The following is a 16,094-nucleotide window of genomic DNA, read 5'->3' as shown; positions in this document are numbered from 1 at the left end:
ACATCAGGCGGCGATCTCGACCACCGCCTCGATTTCGACAGTGATGTTGCCCGGCAATGAGCCGACACCGATCGCCGAGCGGGCGTGCCCGCCGATATTATCAAAGACAGCGGCGAAAAGATCGGAGCAGCCGTTGACCACTTTCGGATGGTCACTGAAGGTCGGGATGGCGTTAACGAAGCCAAGCAGCTTGACGACGCGCACGATGCGGCCGAGGTCGCCTGCCGCGGCGTGCATGACGGCGAGCAGGTTCAGGCCGGTGAGACGAGCATGCCTATAGGCCTCCTCCACCGTGACGTCCTCGCCCACCTTGCCCGTACAAAGCGTGCCGTCGGCGCGCAACGGCCCCTGGCCGGAGAGGAAGATCAGCCGTCCGCTTTCGGCGTGGGTGACGAAGTTGGCGATCGGCGCCGGCGGCTCGGGCAGCGTCAGGCCCAATTCGGCGAGCCGGATGTAAGGCGTCATGAAAGGCTCCTTGCGACAGCTTTCGCCGTCCGGATGTCAGAAATGCGAGGCACGAAACCGCGCCAGGAAACTGCGGAGACGCTCATTGTCGATCTCGGTGCCCAGAATCTCGGCAGGCGGCCCTGCGGCGCTGACGCCGCCATCCGCCATGAAGACGATGCGGCTCGAGGCGTCGCGCGCAAAGGCCATCTCGTGCGTGACCATCACCATCGTCATGCCGTCCTCGGCCAGGCTGCGCACGACCTCGAGCACCTCGCCGACGAGTTCCGGGTCGAGCGCGGATGTTATCTCGTCGAGAAGCAGGATTTTCGGCTCCATCGCGACGGCTCGGGCGATGCCGACGCGCTGCTGCTGGCCGCCGGAAAGCTCGGCCGGCAGGCTGTCGGCCTTGTGGGCGAGGCCGACCCGGCCGAGCCAGTGCTCGGCAATGGCACGTGCTTCGGTACTGCTCTTGCCGCGCACCTTGCGCAGGCCAAGCATGATGTTGCCGGCCGCCGTCAGATGCGGAAACAGATTGAAACTCTGGAACACCATTCCGGTTTCGGCGCGCATCTTCGCCAGGTCGCGCTCGCTGCGGCGCTGGCGTGTTCCCGTGTCGCGGAAGCCGACCTCCTTGCCGTCGATGCGGATGGAGCCGCTGTCGTAGCTCTCCAGGAAGTTGACGCAGCGCAGCAGCGTGGTCTTGCCGCTGCCGGAAGGTCCGATGACAGTCACCACCTCGCCGCGTGTCACCTGCAGGCTGACGGAGCGCAGGACCTCGACGGATCCAAAGGATTTGGAAACGTCGGAGATGTCGAGAAGCGCCAGATTGGCGGGCGGGGCGATGGACATCTTACTATTCCCGGATAAAGGAGAAACGCCGCTCCAACCGTCGGCTGGCCAGGGAGAGGGCGTAATTGACGACGAAGTAGATGACCGCACCGAGGATGTAGAGCGGCATCGCCTCGTAGGTGCGGCCGATGACCTGGTTGATGGCGTGCATCAGGTCGGTGATGCCGAGCAGCGAGACCAGCGCGCTGCCCTTCACCGCATCGGTGACGCCATTAATCCAAGGCGGCAGGAAGCGCCTGAACGCTTGCGGGAAGATGACGTAAGCCAGTCGCTGGCGAAAGGTCAGCCCGATCGCCATCGCCGCCTCGGACTGCCCCTTCGGTATGGAACCGACCGCACCGCGCAAATACTCGATGACCTGCGCCGTCTTGAACAGGGTGAGTGCCAGCACGGCTGCCCAGAAGGATTCCAGATGGATGCCGACGGCAGGCAGGCCGTAATAGACGAAGAAGATGAGCACCAGGATCGGAATGCCACGTATGGTGTCGCTGAAAATCCGCACCGCCCAGCGCAGCGGAGCCGGGCCATAGACAAGGCCGACGCCCATCATCACGCCGGCGACGAGCGACAACACCACGACCAGCAGCGACACCCATAGTGTCACGGCAAAACCTTGGGCCAGGAAAGGCAAGGCATAGGCGATCTGGCCAAGCATCCTAGTGCGCCGCCCTGAACCGGCGCTCGACAAGCCGAAGCGCATAAAGAAGCGCATAGCCGGTCAAGAGGTACATCGCCGTCACTACAAGATAGACCTCGACGATGCGGAAGGTGTTGAAGTTGATCCACTGGGCGCCGTAGGTGAGCTCGGGCACCGAAATGACCGAGGCAACGGACGTGTCCTTGAACAGCGATAGGAACGTGTTGGAAAGCGCGGGCAGCGTTATCCGTAACATCGTCGGCAGGCGCACATGGACCAGCCTTTGCCAGGGCGTCAGGCCGATCGCCTTGCCGGCGTCAAGCTGTCCGCGCGGAACCGCTTCGAGCCCCGAGCGGAACACCTCGACCAGATAAGCGCCGCTATAGAGCGACAGCGTGGCAATGAATGAGGTCTGCGCGCTGTAGGCGATGTCGACCACCGTCGGCAGGCCGTAGAAGACGAGATAGACGAGCAGGATCAGCGGCACGTTGCGGATGAACTCGACATAGGCGGCGATGACGGTCCGCACCGCACGCCCGGCCGACACGTACCAGACCGCCAGAAGCAGCCCGATGACGATGCCGATCGCGATGGAGATCACGGCCAGCTCGAGGCTGAGCAGCAGCCCTCCCCAGAGCTTGTCGAAATGCCGCCAGATCAGGTTGAAGTTTAGGGTATAGCCCATGTGTCCCTGTGATATCGAGGGCCGTCGACGAGAAGGAGGCGGAAGGGCGCGGCCCTTCCGCCAGCTTGCATCAGATGACCGGGAAGCCGGGATGGCGCGCCGGCGGCTCCTGTCCGAAATAGTCCTTGAATGCAGCGTCATAGAGCGCCGTCTCATGGCCGAACATGGCGGTGGTGAAAGTCGTGTTGACGAAGGTCAGCCAGTCGAGGTCGCCTTGCCGAAGTGCGGCGCCGTAAAGCATCGAGAACCAGCTCTTGCCGGCATCGAAGTATTTGTCCGGATTACGCGAGGCGAGCCAGCGGACCGTCGACAGATCGACGGCGGCGCCGTCGACGCGCTTCGATTCCAGTGCCTGCAGCACGTTGGCCTGCGTGTCGATCTGCATCACCTGCGCCTCCGGCAGGACGATTCGCACATTTGCCTCGGCATCGACGTTCTGCAGGATGGAAATCCGTGTCGCCGAACCGCCGGCAAGCAGCTTGTCGAAGGTCTTGTTTTCGGCCTTCGGAAGGGTCAGCAAGGCGATGCCTTCGACGTAATAGGGCCGGGAGAAGTGGATAAGCTGCGAGCGCTGGGCGGTCATGGTCATGAACTGGATCGAGATGTCGACCTTGTTGGTGGTCACGTTCGGAATGCGCTGTGCCGGATCCTGCATGACGAATTCGACCTTGGTCGTATCGTCGAAAAGCCCCTTGGCAAGAATGCGCCCCATGGTGATGTCCATGCCGACCAGCTCGCCGGCATCGTTTTCGAAGTGCCAGGGCGCGTTGGTGCTGCCGGTGCCGACGATCACCTTGCCGCGCTCAAGAACAGTGCGCAGCAGGCTGTCCGGTGCAGCTTGCGCTGCCGCCTTCTGAACATCGATCGTTGCTGCTGCGCTCACCACTCCGGCCGTTGCAAGCCCTGCCATTCCCAGTTTCAGAAATTCACGTCTTTTGGATGTGTCGTTCACGGCGACCTCCTTCGTGTTGTGTTCCCCTTGCCGATACATGCGTCAGTGATCTGCGGGATTGTCTCTTACAAAAGACACATGTATCCTGTACAAGACAGATACTAACATCAGGAATCAGTAATGCAAGATGGCTATGCCTTGGCAGCGCGGTCGGAAGCTGGTCCGGACGAAGACAAGATTGCGAGCTCCCGCGAGAAGGGTCTCAACCGGGTGCTCCATATTCTGGAGTTTCTCCACGCGAACCAGCGAGCGATCGGGATTGGAGATCTCGCCAAAGGAGTGAATGCGCCGCGCTCGACGATCTACACGCTTGTGCGCTCGCTCGTGGATGCGGGCCTGCTGGAAATGGCCGGCGACGGCAATCGGGTCTATTTCGGGAAGAAGCTTTATCTCTACGGAATGGACTATGTGCGCGGCAACGACTTGCTCAGGAGAGGGCGTCAGGAAGTCGACAATCTGTCGCGCGAGACAGGCGAGACCTCTGAATTGTGCATGCTGCAAAGCGGCCGCTATACGATTGTCCATTCAAGCCCGGGCACCAGGCCGTTCCGGATCAGTTCGGCCACAGGTCTGCAGATACCGCTTCCCTGGACCGCGTCCGGGCGATTGCTTCTCGCCGGTTTCGAACGGGCCGTGATCGAAGACATGGTGTCTGAGGACGATCTCGTTCTGCCGGACGGCCGCAGATTGTTGCTGGATGACTTCATAGAAGATATCGTCACGGCCGGGGCTGCCGGCTACTGTGTGACCTCCGGTCTTGTCGACGCCTATACAAAATGCCTGGCCGCGCCGGTGTTTTCAGCTGCCGGCAAGGTCGAGGCGACGATATGCCTGGTGGTTCCCATCGACACTTCCGAGGAGAAGACCGGCCATCTCATTGCCTTGCTGCGCGAACGCGCCGCAAGGCTTTCGATCTCGGGATGAGCAGGATTTGCCGCGACGGTAAGTGGATTCGCTCACGCGATGATGTCGGGTATAATCCGGTCTTCCAGCGCCATCAGCCGGTCTTTCAGGAAAAGCTTTTTCTTCTTCATGCGCTGGATCTGCAGAGGGTCGCAGCCGATGGCGATCATCGCGTTGATCGCCGCGTCAAAATCGGCGTGCTCTTGCTTCAGCCGAGAATATTCGAGGCGGATATCGGCCTGTTCCTGTTCGGACATTATCTACCGTCTGCACGTCTGCGGCGCCCAAAAATGGGCCTGATTGGGCGGGGCCGGAGGTATCTTGCACCGGCGCGCAGCCAATACCACATTTCGTATTGTCGTGGAATGCTACCACGCAGCATTCGACATCGATGCCCTTTAGTGGCACACTGTCATTATGCCGTCATAGAAGCGAGCCTGCGGTGGACGCGCCTTGACGGCTGCAATCGAGGAAACCATGAAAGGGAGAACCAATCATGTCTCTTGCATCCCATCTTGATGAGCTGCAGCGGAAACACGGCGACATCGAACGCGAAATCGATGATGCGATGAACCATCCATCGGTCGACGACCTCGAAATCGTGAATCTCAAGCGGCGCAAGCTGGCACTCAAGGACGAGATTGAGAAATTGAAGGCGAAACCGAAACCCACCACGCACTGACGCTCATCTACAGCGCCGCGCGTCCTTTGGACGCGCAACGGGCGCTGTCGTGCTTCTGATTTTGGCGCATGATCTTTCCGAAAATCGTTTCGATTTTCGGGGTCATGTGCGGGGGTGCGCGCTTTGCGCGCGACCATCTTCTCCGGTGGCAAGCCCATGCCGCCGGAGCGTTTCCTTTTTGTCCGGCGGTCGATTTGACAGGTCTGACTGCCTGTCGCCATTGACAAGCCATCTTTGCTCCTCCACCTCATGCCGGGACCTTCTACGGCGCCGCGCGTCCTTTCGGACGCGCAAACGACGCTGTATTTTGATTTTTGCGCATGATTGTTTCCGGAAACCGATTCCGGAATTCGGCGCTAACAAAGGGCAGCCGGCCATGACCGGATATTTTTCTTCACCCTTCCCGCGCCGTACATCGGTCGGTGTCGATGTCGGCGGCGTGATGGTCGGCGGGGGTGCGCCTGTCGTCGTTCAGTCGATGACCAACACCGACACCGCCGACGTCGACCAGACAGTCGCTCAGATTGCGGCGCTGCATCGCGCCGGCTCCGAGATCGTGCGCATCACCGTCGATCGCGACGAGAGTGCTGCCGCCGTGCCCGCCATCCGCGAGCGGCTCGAACGGCTCGGCATCAACGTGCCGCTGGTCGGCGATTTCCACTATATCGGCCACAAGCTGCTCGCCGACCACCCGTCTTGCGCCGAGGCGCTGGCCAAATACCGCATCAATCCGGGCAATGTCGGCTTCAAGGACAAGAAGGACCGGCAGTTCGCGGCGATCGTCGAGATGGCGATCCGGTACGACAAGCCGGTGCGCATCGGCGTCAACTGGGGGTCGCTCGACCAGGAGCTTCTGACTCGGCTGATGGACGACAACCAGCGCCGAGGCTTTCCGCTGACCGCGCAGGAGGTAACGCGCGAGGCGATCGTGCGGTCGGCGATCCTTTCGGCCGAAATGGCCGAGGAGATCGGCCTTGGCCGCGAGAAGATCATCCTGTCGGCCAAGGTCAGCGGCGTGCAGGATCTGATCGCCGTCTACACCGAGCTTGCCACCCGCTCCAACCACGCGCTGCATCTCGGCCTCACCGAGGCCGGCATGGGTTCGAAAGGCATCGTCGCCTCGTCCGCGGCGATGGGCATCCTGCTCCAGCAAGGCATTGGCGATACGATCCGCATCTCGCTGACACCGGAGCCGAATGGCGACCGCACGCGCGAGGTGCAGGTGTCGCAAGAACTCCTGCAGACCATGGGTTTCCGGCAGTTCGTGCCGATCGTCGCCGCCTGCCCCGGCTGCGGTCGTACGACCTCTACCGTGTTCCAGGAACTCGCCCAGAATATTCAGGCGGATCTGCGCAAAAACATGCCGGTGTGGCGTGAAAAATATCCCGGCGTCGAAAACCTCAAGGTCGCGGTGATGGGCTGCATCGTCAACGGTCCAGGTGAATCCAAGCTTGCCGACATCGGCATTTCGCTGCCCGGTACCGGCGAGACGCCGACGGCGCCGGTGTTCGTCGACGGCAGGAAGGCGGCGACGCTGCGCGGCCCTTCGATTGCCGCCGACTTCGAAAAAATGGTCGCCGATTATATCGAGCAGCGGTTTGGGCAACCTGGCAAGGCCGCGGCGGAGTAGGTCGATGCGGCGCTTCCCCTGGGCGACGCCGGTTTTGCTTGGTGGATTGGTTTTGCTTGGCGGGCTCGGCTGGGCGACAGCCGCCCACGCCGATCCGCCGCGCCCTGCCAAGCAGCGGCTGCTCGACCGTGTTTGCAACCTGATCGAGGTCCATGCCGATCAAAACGGCCTGCCCAAGGACTTCTTTGCCCGGCTGATCTGGAAGGAAAGCCGCTTCGATCCCAATGCGGTCAGTCCGGTCGGCGCCGAAGGCATAGCCCAGTTCATGCCGGGCACCGCCAAGATACGCGGCCTTGCCAATTCCTTCGATATCGAGCAGGCTATCCCGGCCTCGGCAAAATATCTCGCCGAGATGAAAACCGGCTTCGGCAATCTAGGCCTGGCGGCCGCCGCGTACAATGCCGGTGAAAACCGGGTCTCGCGCTGGCTGAGTTCCGGTGGCTTCCTGCCAATGGAGACCGAAAACTACGTTCTGGACATCATGGGCGAGCCGGCCGACAGGTTCACCGACACCGCCTATGCCGGCACCATCCGGCCGCTCGACAAGAAAGCGAGCTTCGCGGTCGCCTGCCGCAGGCTGCCGGTCATCAAGTCCCAAACCGTGGCCATGGCGTCGATCAACATCAAGCCGTGGGGCGTGCAGGTGGCCGGCAATTTCCGCCGCGCCGCGGCGCTCAGTCAATGGAATGGTGTGAAGCGCCGGTTTCCGGACTTGCTTGGCGGGCATGATCCGGTGGTCAGCCGGGTGCGCACGCCGATCGGCAGGCGCGGCATCTATGCGGTCCGGATCGGCGCCGACTCCAAAGCCAAGGCCAACAACATCTGCCAGAAACTGCAAAGCGTCGGCGGTGCATGCATTGTGGTGCGCAATCGGTGATGGGTAGCGACCGATTTGCCAAGAAACCGCCGAAGCTGCGCATTCACGAATTCTGCCGCTCTCTGGCTCCAGCTATAGGCCCACATGACCGACCTTCTTTACAGCGATCCCGACCTCGTCCAGTTCTATGATATCGAGAACGAAGGTGGCGTGGACTTTGACTATTGCGTCGGCTTTGCCAAGGACGCGGGCTCGGTCCTCGATCTCGGCTGCGGTACCGGGCAATTGGCCGCCGCGCTCGCCGATCGGCGCAGCGTGACCGGCGTCGACCCCGCGCCGGCGATGCTCGACATCGCGCGCCGCAAAGCCGGCGGGCTGAGGGTCGACTGGGTCGAGGCCGATGCGCGCAATGTCCGGCTCGGACGACGCTTCGATCTGGTGATTTTGACCGGGCACGCCTTCCAGGTGTTTCTGACGCCAGAAGATCGAGAGGCGGTGCTTGCCACGATCGCTGCTCATCTGGCTGCCGATGGGCGCTTCATCTTCGACACGCGAAATCCAGCCACGGAGGAATGGCTCGAGTGGACGCCGGACCGGTCCGAACGGGAACTGAGTCATCCAAGATTGGGCACTGTAAGAGCGTGGAACGATTTTCGGCGCGATCCCGCTACCGGCGTCGTCACTTACTCGACCCACTGCGTAATCTCCGATAGCGGGCGGGTGCTCAGCGCCGAATCGAAAATAGCCTTCCCGGTAAAGGAAAGCTTTGCGCAGATGCTGGACGAGACCGGGCTGGTCGTCGAAGCATGGCTCGGCAACTGGCGTGGCGAGCCATACGGTCCGACATCGCCGGAAATCATTCCGATCGGCCGGTTGCGCTAGCCCGGACGTTGCTTCGCTTTGAGCGGTTCCCCATCCTTTGACGTGGCCGACTGAGCACGCGGATAATACGAAGACATAACCGGCCAATTGCGGCGCTGCGCTGGCGACGTGCCCACCGATGCAACTCGTGAGCATCGCGCAGATTTGGCTGTTCTGAACGCATCGCGCACCTCCTCGCCGGTATTTTTGGATGCTGGCGAGGAAAATCATATTATGTATCGCGCGTGCCGATAATCCATGATAATTTCCGTTCATCTGTGACGAATTGGAATAGATGACGTGGACCGGCCAGAAACGATGGGTGTGTTCCTGTCGGTTGTCGAGGAAGGCGATTTCTCGGCGGCGGCACGCCGGCTGCGGATGAGCCCATCGGCCGTCAGCAAGATCATCGGGCGGCTTGAGTCCCGCCTTGGCGTGCGATTGCTGCAACGCTCGACGCGGCGCATCAGCTTGACGGCGGAAGGCAGCACCTATGCCGATAGCGCTCGCCGTATCCTGAACGACATCAAAGAGGCTGAAATCGCGATTCAACCCGGCGCAGAACCGCGCGGCCGGCTGCGGGTCAGTCTTCCAAGCGCCTTCGGCCATCGTTTGATCGTGCCGATGTTACCGGCCTTCATCGATCGCTACCCTGCCATCGAGCTCGAGCTGATGTTCACAGATACGATTGTCGACCTGTTGGCTGAGGAAACGGACGTGGCCGTGCGCGTTGCCGCCCAGAGCGATTCCAGGCTGGTGATGCGGCGGCTGGCGCCCAATCACCGTGTCATTTGCGCGTCAGCTCGGTATCTCGAAAAACACGGTATCCCGATGACGCCAGGCGATCTTCAACATCATACATGTCTTGGCATCACATCACGCGGCGGCCTCAACATCTGGGAATTCGATGGCCCGGACGGTCCGCAAAGCATGCGTATCCGCAGCCCGATAGAGGCCAACAGCACGGAAGCGCTACGCCGGCTGGCGCTCGCCGGTGTCGGCATCGTCCGCATGTCGGAGATATTGGTTGGACCGGATATCAGAGTAGGCAGACTGACCGCATTGCTCACCGGATACAATCATCATGACGGACCACCAATCTGCGCCGTCTATCCGCCTGGCGGAATCCTGTCGCCGCGTGTGCGCGTGTTCGTGGATTTCCTGGCGGAACAATTCGCCAACCCTCCTTGGCTACACGGCGCGCCATAGGACGCGAGTACAACTTGGAACAGCGTCAGCTGTTGCGGGCCGCCACGAATTCGGCTGCCTGCTTCAGAAGCACGGCCTCGTCGCCATAGGGATGAAGCAAGGCGTGGGCCTGGTCGACGAGGCCCTGAAGCTGGCCCCGCGCCCAATTGGGGCCGTGCAGCGCCACCAGCGTCGCCTTGCCGGCGGCTGCATCCTTGCCGGTTGCCTTGCCCATCTGGTGCGCGTCCGCCGTCAGGTCGAGCAAATCGTCGGCAAGTTGAAAGGCAAGCCCGATCGCGGAGCCGAATTCCGCCAGTCTTGCACGGTCGGCCGCTGGCGCGCCGGCAAGGATTGCGCCCGCCTCGCAGGCGAAGCGGATCAGTGCGCCGGTCTTCATCGCCTGAAGCCGGATGATGCCGGCCTCGTCCGGCCTGATACGCTCGGCTTCGAGATCGAGCATCTGGCCGCCGACCATGCCGCCAGCTCCGGCAGCGCGGGCCAGCGCCAGCACCAGCGCCGCCCGTCGCTCGGCCGGCAGCATTGTTGCTTCGTCGGCAATGATGTCGAAGGCGAGCGCCAGCAAGGCGTCGCCGGCGAGGATAGCGGTCGCCTCGTCGAAGGCCTTGTGCACGGTCGGCTGGCCACGGCGCAGATCGTCGTCGTCCATGGCCGGCAGATCGTCATGGATCAGCGAATAGCAATGCACGCATTCGAGCGCCGCCGCCACGCGCAGCGCCGCCTCGCCGTCCGCGGAAAACAGCGCGGCGCTTTCCATGACTAGGAAGGGGCGCAGGCGCTTGCCGCCGTTCAGCACGCCGTGGCGCATCGCCTCCATCAGACGTTGCGGCCGCGCGATCTCGCCTGAAAGGGGGCGGTCGTCGAGCAGTCGCCTGAGCAGCGCCTCGACCGGACCTGTGCGCGCGACAAGCGCTGCCTCGAACGGCATTTGATCGTCTTTCGTCATGCCGGGGACGGGTAGCCGACACTCAGACGTTGCGCAAGAAGCCAAGCGCCATTATGCCGGGGGCAGGGAGCAGCATGGATTGAGCGGCTTGGCGGAACCGATCGTCGATTACGAAACCGAAGGGCTGGACATGGTGAGGCCGAAACGCGGCAACCGCATCGGTCTCAAACGTTGGCCCCGGCACTGGGTCCGGCGCGGTATCACCATCGCCGTCGTGCTGGCGCTGATGCCGGTGGTGCTGACCTTTCTGTATCTCCCGCCGTTCGTCCATCCGGTATCGACACTGATGCTGAAGGATCTGGCGACGTTTTCCGGCTATGACCGGCGCTGGGTCTCGATCGACGATGTGGCGCCGGCGCTGGCGAATTCGGTCATCATGTCGGAAGACGGGCAGTTCTGTTTCCACCGCGGCATCGACCTTGGCGAGTTGAGGGGCGTCGTCGACGATGCGCTGGCCGGCGAGATGACGCGCGGCGCCTCGACCATCACCATGCAGACCGTGAAGAACCTTTATCTCTGGTCGCGGCCGCTGGGCTCGGTCCGGAAAGTCGTCGAGCTGCCGCTGGCCGTCTATGTCGACATGGTGATGTCGAAACGGCGCATCATGGAAATCTATCTCAATATCGCCGAATGGGGGCCGGGCATCTATGGCATCGAGGCCGCCGCCCAGCACCATTTCGGGGTTTCGGCAAAACGATTGTCGCGTCGCCAGGCGGCGCTGCTTGCCGTCACCTTGCCGAACCCAATCGCGCGCAACCCGACAAAGCCCGGACCGGGGCTGAGACGGCTGGCCGCGCTGATCGAGCGGCGCGCGGGCCGGTCTGGCGCCTATGTCGGCTGTCTGCGTTAGCTTAAAAAAATTTGCGGCGACGCTGGCCAAAACGGCGCAGGGCGTGTATAGGCACCCGACTTTCTCAGATTCCGGCCCCTGACGCGGCCCTTTCACGAGGGCAGCCGGGGCATTTTGACCATGTAATGGAGCATATCCATGGCCGTACCGAAACGAAAAACCTCTCCGTCGAAGCGCGGCATGCGCCGTTCGGCCGATGCCTTGAAGGCCCCGACCTATGTCGAGGACAAGAATTCCGGCGAGATGCGCCGCCCGCACCATATCGACATGAAGACCGGCATGTATCGCGGTCGCCAGGTTCTGGAGCCGAAGGAAAGCTGAGAACGCTTTCGACGGTTTTGTGACTCCCGAAGACCGGCCATTGCGCCGGTCTTTTTGCATTTGGCGGAGATGATCGCCCACCGACCAATTTCAAAGAGCTCAGCAGCCGTACCGGACGGCAGCCGTGCCGGCTAACATTGTTATTTCGCACGGTCGAAAATTCTTGACGGCGAACGCCGAGCGCATACTAGAGAAGGTTGTCCAACCGGAGCCTTCTGATGTTCGGTGCCATCCCGCTGCTGATCGTGCCCTTCGTCCTTTATAATCTCGGGCTTCTGGGAATATTCGGCGGCGGCGACGATCCCTGGGCAAGCCAAATGTTCTCGATCCGCATGATGTCGGGCGGGGTGTTCTCGATGACGCTCGGCGATCTGATCGTGCTGATCGGGCTGATCCTCTTCTTCATCGAAATCGTGAAATCAACGCGCACGTCGAACGCCTCGATCATGGACCACCTGTTGTCGACCTTCGTCTTCGTGGCGTTCCTGGTCGAGTTCCTGCTGGTGAAGGGCGCGGCGCACTCGGTTTTCTTCACACTGATGGTCATCACACTGGTCGATGTCTTGGCCGGCTTCTCAGTATCGATGCGAGCGGCCACTCGTGACATAAACATGGGCTAGAGAGCCCGGCCTCAACAGCGCCGATGATGACGCCGGCCTCGTCGCGGATCAGCACCGCCGAAGATGGGCAGGACACGCCCGCGCCGGCACGTCGGAGACGCCGGCGATTTCAGATGGGTTATCGAAGATTAGAGCGCAGTTCGACGCGCAAAGGACGGTCTGCAATTTGAATCGCGCAAGCTTCTTTCCGGAAACCGATTCCGGCTTCCAGCATTATGCGCTGCGAACCAGCCCTATTTTTTCTTGGCGCGCGCCGGCTTCTTCACCGGAGCAGCCGGCGCATTGGCGAGGTCTTCCGCTTCCTTGGCGAGGCGGAGCGCCCTCAGTTTGTTGGTCTTTATCTGGCGGGCGTCGCTCTCGGCGACATATTCCGCCATCGCCTTCTGGCGAACCGTGGCTGCCTCTTCCTGCTTCTTGAAACGCAAATCGGCCCGCGCGCGGGCAGTATCCTTAGAGTTCTCAACCAAGGCTTTTCCAATCCCGTAAATTATAGTTTTCATTCCTTTAATAGCAGAGCCGACCTGCAATGGGGAAAATAAGTTGGTCAAGCGCGGGAATCGCACTTGGCGCCCGGCGCCTTTCGGGCGGCAACCGCCTCATATCCGGCCTGCAGGGTGGCACGCACGGTAGCCTCCGGGGGCGTGTCGGAAGGCGTGCCCAGATGTTCGTGGCGCAGTTCGTCCATGAATTTTTCCCACATCGGCGGGCCGCCCTTCTCCAGAAGCTCGGCGCGGATCGAGAGCTCCTCGCTGACAGGCAGCCAGACGCGACCCCAGGCGCCGAGATGCGCCAGGATCGGCACCAGCGTGATCGCCATTTCAGTCAGGCTGTAGATTGCCTTCTGCTTGTGGGTGGGATCGTTCGCCCTGGTCAGCATGCCGAGCTCCATCAGCCGCTTCAGCCGATCAGCGAGTATGTTGGAAGCGATTCCTTCCAGCGACCCGTTGAGCAGGTCGCGAAAGTGGCGTTTGCCGCCGAAAATCATGTCGCGAAGGATGATCAGGCTCCACCGGTCGCCAAACACTTCAAGCGACAGGTTGATCGGGCACCCAGACCGGCGATCAATGCTCATGCGATTCTCCGAGAGAAACCGGTTGCATTATCATATCAGTCTTATTATCGTGCAACTGATTGCAAATAGCAATCGGTTTAGGAGGAGACTGCGAAGATGACAAAGGAAGTGGAACCGGAAATCGCGTCCCAGACATTTGGCGATCCCGTGCACCCACCGATGCTGCTGATCATGGGTGCCATGGCTTCGATGCTCTGGTGGCCGGAGGCGTTCTGCCGGAAATTGGCCGGCAAGGGTCTGTTCGTGATCCGCTATGACAATCGCGATACCGGCCGTTCGACCAAATATGCGCCGGGCGAACCGCCTTACACTTTCGACGACATGGCGGACGACGCCATCCGCGTCCTGGACAGTTATGGCATCGCGAAAGCGCATGTGGCCGGCATGTCGATGGGCGGCATGATCGCGCAGCTTGTCGCGCTGAAACATCCGTCGCGGGTCATCTCGCTTACGGCGATCAGCACTTCGCCAATCGGGATCGACACGTCGCATCTGCCAGCCATGACCGACGCCTACATGAAGCATTCCGCCAAAGGCGCGAAAGTCGACTGGTCGAACCGTGACCAGGTGGTCGACTTCATGGTCAAGGACGCGCACGCAATCGCCGGCACCGCGCATCCTTTCGACGAGAAGCTGACGAGGGCGTTCGTCGAACAGGAATACGACCGATCCGGCGGCTTCTTGAGCGCGACCAATCACTTCCTGCTCACGAGCGGTGAAGATCGGGGCGGTGAAGATCGGGGCGGCGAAGATCGGGGCGGCGAAGACTGGAGGGGTCGCCTGCACGAGTTGAAGGTTCCGCTCCTCGTTATCCACGGCACAGCGGATCCGATTTTTCCGGTCGAGCATGGCGCCGCCCTTGCCGAAGCAGTTGCCGGCGCAAGCCTTGTCCGCATCGAGGGCGGCGGCCATGAACTGCATCCCGACGACTGGGCCGCGATCGTTGATGCCATCGTCACCCATAGCCAAGCCAAATAAGCGCGGAGCCGGACCTTGACACACTATCTCCGTGGCAATAGTTAAGTAATCGCTTCAGTGTTTCAGCCCTCTGTAAAACCACGCAGCGGCGAACCACCAAAGGAACGAGCGAAACAATGTCCTACTTCAAGCTCGTCCCCTGCAACAACGGTTAAGCCCGATGCTGCAAGATAGCGCCCAACTCGACCTGATGTTCCAGGCGCTCGCCGACCCGGCGCGGCGGCACATGGTGGAGCGGCTGTCGCGCGGCTCCGCCTCGGTCAGCCAGTTGGCCGAGCCGCTGGCGATGTCGCTGTCGGCGGTCGTCCAGCACCTGAACGTGCTGGAGGCGAGCGGCCTCGTCCACACCGAAAAGCTAGGCCGGGTGCGCACCTGCCGGATCGAGCCGAAGGCGCTGAGGACCGCCGAACACTGGATCAACGAACGGCGCCTGAACTGGGAACAGCGGCTCGACCGGCTCGGCGCCTTTCTTGCCGAAACCAAGGACGAAACGGAAGGAAACTGAGGAGGCCAACATGAGCGAACGCTCCGTCGTCCATTCGACCATAGTGCTCGAACGCAGCTACGCCGCTTCGCCGGCGCGGGTGTTCGCCGCCTGGTCCGATCCCGCCGCATTGCAGCGCTGGGCCTCGCCCGGCGAGGGGTGGGAAACCAGCATTGACTGCTTCGAGTTCCAGGTGGGCGGCATTGCGCTCAGCCGTTTCGGACCCAAGGGTGGCGAGAGTTATGTGAACGAGACGCGCTACCTCGACATCGTAAGCGACCAACGCATCGTCTCGGCTGGCGGCATGACCAGCAGCAGCCAGCGATTGTTTGTCGGCCTGCTGACGGTTGAATTCCGTCGAGAAGGCACAGGCTGCCGGCTGGTGATGACCGAGCAAGGCGCCTTTCTTGATGGCCATGATCAGCCCGAAAACCATCAGGCCGGCTGGAGCCAGATGCTCGACAACCTGCGGGTAGAATGCGCGTGAGCGCCGCAGCCCGAGCCAAGACCAGCAGAATTGGGAGGATAGTATGAAACTCTACTGCGGCATCGGTCCGAATTCCTACCGCGTTCGCATCTTCATGGCTGAGAAAGGCATCGACGTTCCGCGGGTTAATGTCGACCTCACAAAAGGCGAGCACAAGGCGCCGCAATTCCTTGAGCTCAACTCACTAGGCCAGATTCCCGTGCTCGTGCTCGACGACGGCACGGTGATCACCGAAAGTATCGCCATCTGCCGCTATCTGGAGGCGCTGCATCCGACGCCGGCACTGTTCGGCTCGGACGCGGTCAGCCAGGGCAAGGTCGAAATGTGGAACCGCCGCGCCGAGATCGAGATCTTCGGAACGATTGGCAGCATTGCCCAGCATTCCGATCCCATGTTTGCGGAGCGGCTCGTGCAGTTCCCGGCTTTCGCCGAAACGCAGCGAGAAGCCGTTCCGGCAAAGTGGGCGTGGCTCGACCGCGAGATCGCCGATGGCCGTCCGTTCATCGCCGGTGACCAGTACTCCGTCGCCGATATCACCGCCGCCGTCGCAGCGTGGCTTGGCGCTTTCTTCGGAACCGACATTCCGGACGCGCTCGTCAATATCCATCACTGGCTCGACCGTGTTCAGAAACGTCCAAGTTGGAACGCTTAGGCCGCCCGACACTGT

22 protein-coding genes are annotated in these 16,094 nt (G+C 61.7%); 13 read left to right on the top strand and 9 right to left on the bottom strand.

Annotation, left to right across the window (positions count from 1 at the left end):
• Positions 1-3 precede the first annotated feature (3 nt).
• The 5 genes from CIT31_RS06665 to CIT31_RS06645 form a co-directional block, all read right to left on the bottom strand.
• A complete protein-coding gene (locus CIT31_RS06665) occupies positions 4-465 on the bottom strand; it encodes a RidA family protein (protein ID WP_029348765.1) in 462 nt (153 codons plus the stop codon).
• A 36-nt stretch (positions 466-501) separates the two neighbouring features.
• Positions 502-1,296 carry an amino acid ABC transporter ATP-binding protein gene (locus tag CIT31_RS06660; protein ID WP_095517948.1) on the bottom strand — a complete coding sequence of 265 codons (795 nt, stop codon included), beginning with the start codon at positions 1,294-1,296 and terminating at the stop codon, positions 502-504.
• A gap of 4 nt (positions 1,297-1,300) precedes the next feature.
• Complete coding sequence (locus tag CIT31_RS06655) at positions 1,301-1,951, bottom strand: amino acid ABC transporter permease (RefSeq protein WP_095517947.1); 651 nt, start codon at positions 1,949-1,951, stop codon at positions 1,301-1,303.
• A gap of 1 nt (position 1,952) precedes the next feature.
• Entirely contained in the window at positions 1,953-2,618 is a 666-nt protein-coding gene (locus CIT31_RS06650; protein WP_065011301.1) for an amino acid ABC transporter permease, read from the bottom strand.
• 70 nt (positions 2,619-2,688) lie between these two features.
• On the bottom strand, positions 2,689-3,570 hold the full coding sequence (locus CIT31_RS06645; RefSeq protein WP_095518111.1) for a transporter substrate-binding protein: 882 nt from the start codon (positions 3,568-3,570) through the stop codon (positions 2,689-2,691).
• 120 nt (positions 3,571-3,690) lie between these two features.
• Between CIT31_RS06645 and CIT31_RS06640 the strand changes: the two genes are divergently transcribed.
• On the top strand, positions 3,691-4,494 hold the full coding sequence (locus CIT31_RS06640; RefSeq protein WP_095517946.1) for an IclR family transcriptional regulator: 804 nt from the start codon (positions 3,691-3,693) through the stop codon (positions 4,492-4,494).
• A gap of 32 nt (positions 4,495-4,526) precedes the next feature.
• Here CIT31_RS06640 and CIT31_RS06635 read toward each other — a convergent pair whose 3' ends face one another.
• A complete protein-coding gene (locus CIT31_RS06635) occupies positions 4,527-4,730 on the bottom strand; it encodes a YdcH family protein (protein ID WP_029348759.1) in 204 nt (67 codons plus the stop codon).
• A 239-nt stretch (positions 4,731-4,969) separates the two neighbouring features.
• Here CIT31_RS06635 and CIT31_RS06630 point away from each other — a divergent pair, with 239 nt between their 5' ends.
• From CIT31_RS06630 to CIT31_RS06610, 5 genes are all read left to right on the top strand, one after another.
• The gene (locus tag CIT31_RS06630) at positions 4,970-5,155 is read left to right on the top strand and encodes a YdcH family protein (protein ID WP_023797036.1); all 186 of its coding nucleotides are present in this window, start codon (positions 4,970-4,972) and stop codon (positions 5,153-5,155) included.
• Between the two features lie 376 nt (positions 5,156-5,531).
• Entirely contained in the window at positions 5,532-6,785 is a 1,254-nt protein-coding gene (gene ispG / locus CIT31_RS06625) for a flavodoxin-dependent (E)-4-hydroxy-3-methylbut-2-enyl-diphosphate synthase (protein ID WP_095518110.1), read from the top strand.
• A 4-nt stretch (positions 6,786-6,789) separates the two neighbouring features.
• A complete protein-coding gene (locus tag CIT31_RS06620) occupies positions 6,790-7,662 on the top strand; it encodes a lytic transglycosylase domain-containing protein (protein ID WP_095517945.1) in 873 nt (290 codons plus the stop codon).
• 84 nt (positions 7,663-7,746) lie between these two features.
• Positions 7,747-8,484: a class I SAM-dependent methyltransferase gene (locus CIT31_RS06615; protein WP_095517944.1), complete on the top strand. Its 738-nt coding sequence runs from the start codon at positions 7,747-7,749 to the stop codon at positions 8,482-8,484.
• 279 nt (positions 8,485-8,763) lie between these two features.
• Entirely contained in the window at positions 8,764-9,672 is a 909-nt protein-coding gene (locus CIT31_RS06610; RefSeq protein WP_095517943.1) for a LysR family transcriptional regulator, read from the top strand.
• A 25-nt stretch (positions 9,673-9,697) separates the two neighbouring features.
• Here CIT31_RS06610 and CIT31_RS06605 read toward each other — a convergent pair whose 3' ends face one another.
• On the bottom strand, positions 9,698-10,615 hold the full coding sequence (locus CIT31_RS06605) for a polyprenyl synthetase family protein (RefSeq protein WP_095517942.1): 918 nt from the start codon (positions 10,613-10,615) through the stop codon (positions 9,698-9,700).
• A 79-nt stretch (positions 10,616-10,694) separates the two neighbouring features.
• On the opposite strand from CIT31_RS06605, the gene CIT31_RS06600 reads away from it, so the two are divergent.
• The 3 genes from CIT31_RS06600 (at position 10,695) to CIT31_RS06590 (ending at position 12,406) form a co-directional block, all read left to right on the top strand.
• On the top strand, positions 10,695-11,465 hold the full coding sequence (locus CIT31_RS06600) for a biosynthetic peptidoglycan transglycosylase (protein WP_095517941.1): 771 nt from the start codon (positions 10,695-10,697) through the stop codon (positions 11,463-11,465).
• 138 nt (positions 11,466-11,603) lie between these two features.
• Positions 11,604-11,786 (top strand): 50S ribosomal protein L32, encoded by a 183-nt coding sequence (rpmF, locus tag CIT31_RS06595; protein WP_029348751.1) that lies wholly within the window; start codon positions 11,604-11,606, stop codon positions 11,784-11,786.
• Between the two features lie 218 nt (positions 11,787-12,004).
• Positions 12,005-12,406, top strand: coding sequence for a hypothetical protein (locus CIT31_RS06590; protein ID WP_095517940.1), 402 nt, complete (start codon positions 12,005-12,007; stop codon positions 12,404-12,406).
• 233 nt (positions 12,407-12,639) lie between these two features.
• Here CIT31_RS06590 and CIT31_RS06585 read toward each other — a convergent pair whose 3' ends face one another.
• Positions 12,640-12,873, bottom strand: a complete 234-nt coding sequence (locus CIT31_RS06585) for a hypothetical protein (RefSeq protein ID WP_029348749.1) — start codon at positions 12,871-12,873, stop codon at positions 12,640-12,642.
• A 77-nt stretch (positions 12,874-12,950) separates the two neighbouring features.
• Positions 12,951-13,478: a winged helix-turn-helix transcriptional regulator gene (locus tag CIT31_RS06580; RefSeq protein WP_095517939.1), complete on the bottom strand. Its 528-nt coding sequence runs from the start codon at positions 13,476-13,478 to the stop codon at positions 12,951-12,953.
• A 96-nt stretch (positions 13,479-13,574) separates the two neighbouring features.
• Here CIT31_RS06580 and CIT31_RS06575 point away from each other — a divergent pair, with 96 nt between their 5' ends.
• From CIT31_RS06575 to CIT31_RS06560, 4 genes are all read left to right on the top strand, one after another.
• Positions 13,575-14,456 (top strand): alpha/beta fold hydrolase, encoded by an 882-nt coding sequence (locus CIT31_RS06575; protein ID WP_095517938.1) that lies wholly within the window; start codon positions 13,575-13,577, stop codon positions 14,454-14,456.
• A gap of 160 nt (positions 14,457-14,616) precedes the next feature.
• Entirely contained in the window at positions 14,617-14,961 is a 345-nt protein-coding gene (locus CIT31_RS06570) for an ArsR/SmtB family transcription factor (protein ID WP_095517937.1), read from the top strand.
• A gap of 10 nt (positions 14,962-14,971) precedes the next feature.
• Complete coding sequence (locus tag CIT31_RS06565) at positions 14,972-15,427, top strand: SRPBCC family protein (RefSeq protein ID WP_095517936.1); 456 nt, start codon at positions 14,972-14,974, stop codon at positions 15,425-15,427.
• 43 nt (positions 15,428-15,470) lie between these two features.
• Entirely contained in the window at positions 15,471-16,079 is a 609-nt protein-coding gene (locus tag CIT31_RS06560) for a glutathione S-transferase family protein (RefSeq protein WP_095517935.1), read from the top strand.
• Positions 16,080-16,094 lie beyond the last annotated feature (15 nt).

The organism is Mesorhizobium wenxiniae (assembly GCF_002284535.1).
GTDB classification, from domain to species: domain Bacteria; phylum Pseudomonadota; class Alphaproteobacteria; order Rhizobiales; family Rhizobiaceae; genus Mesorhizobium; species Mesorhizobium wenxiniae.
The sequence above is the reverse complement of the archived record's forward strand: the minus strand, read 5'-3'. Positions and strand labels throughout refer to the sequence as shown.

Bases quoted from the DNA above. Each gene is read 5' to 3' on its own strand.
- CIT31_RS06655 (WP_095517947.1), bottom strand. From the start codon at position 1,951: ATGCTTGGCCAGATCGCCTATGCCTTGCCTTTCCTGGCCCAAGGTTTT.
- CIT31_RS06560 (WP_095517935.1), top strand. From the start codon at position 15,471: ATGAAACTCTACTGCGGCATCGGTCCGAATTCCTACCGCGTTCGCATC.
- rpmF (WP_029348751.1), top strand. From the start codon at position 11,604: ATGGCCGTACCGAAACGAAAAACCTCTCCGTCGAAGCGCGGCATGCGC.
- CIT31_RS06665 (WP_029348765.1), bottom strand. From the start codon at position 465: ATGACGCCTTACATCCGGCTCGCCGAATTGGGCCTGACGCTGCCCGAG.
- ispG (WP_095518110.1), top strand. From the start codon at position 5,532: ATGACCGGATATTTTTCTTCACCCTTCCCGCGCCGTACATCGGTCGGT.
- CIT31_RS06620 (WP_095517945.1), top strand. From the start codon at position 6,790: ATGCGGCGCTTCCCCTGGGCGACGCCGGTTTTGCTTGGTGGATTGGTT.
- CIT31_RS06590 (WP_095517940.1), top strand. From the start codon at position 12,005: ATGTTCGGTGCCATCCCGCTGCTGATCGTGCCCTTCGTCCTTTATAAT.
- CIT31_RS06650 (WP_065011301.1), bottom strand. From the start codon at position 2,618: ATGGGCTATACCCTAAACTTCAACCTGATCTGGCGGCATTTCGACAAG.
- CIT31_RS06570 (WP_095517937.1), top strand. From the start codon at position 14,617: ATGCTGCAAGATAGCGCCCAACTCGACCTGATGTTCCAGGCGCTCGCC.
- CIT31_RS06660 (WP_095517948.1), bottom strand. From the start codon at position 1,296: ATGTCCATCGCCCCGCCCGCCAATCTGGCGCTTCTCGACATCTCCGAC.
- CIT31_RS06615 (WP_095517944.1), top strand. From the start codon at position 7,747: ATGACCGACCTTCTTTACAGCGATCCCGACCTCGTCCAGTTCTATGAT.
- CIT31_RS06575 (WP_095517938.1), top strand. From the start codon at position 13,575: ATGACAAAGGAAGTGGAACCGGAAATCGCGTCCCAGACATTTGGCGAT.
- CIT31_RS06640 (WP_095517946.1), top strand. From the start codon at position 3,691: ATGCAAGATGGCTATGCCTTGGCAGCGCGGTCGGAAGCTGGTCCGGAC.
- CIT31_RS06635 (WP_029348759.1), bottom strand. From the start codon at position 4,730: ATGTCCGAACAGGAACAGGCCGATATCCGCCTCGAATATTCTCGGCTG.
- CIT31_RS06605 (WP_095517942.1), bottom strand. From the start codon at position 10,615: ATGACGAAAGACGATCAAATGCCGTTCGAGGCAGCGCTTGTCGCGCGC.
- CIT31_RS06580 (WP_095517939.1), bottom strand. From the start codon at position 13,478: ATGAGCATTGATCGCCGGTCTGGGTGCCCGATCAACCTGTCGCTTGAA.
- CIT31_RS06565 (WP_095517936.1), top strand. From the start codon at position 14,972: ATGAGCGAACGCTCCGTCGTCCATTCGACCATAGTGCTCGAACGCAGC.
- CIT31_RS06630 (WP_023797036.1), top strand. From the start codon at position 4,970: ATGTCTCTTGCATCCCATCTTGATGAGCTGCAGCGGAAACACGGCGAC.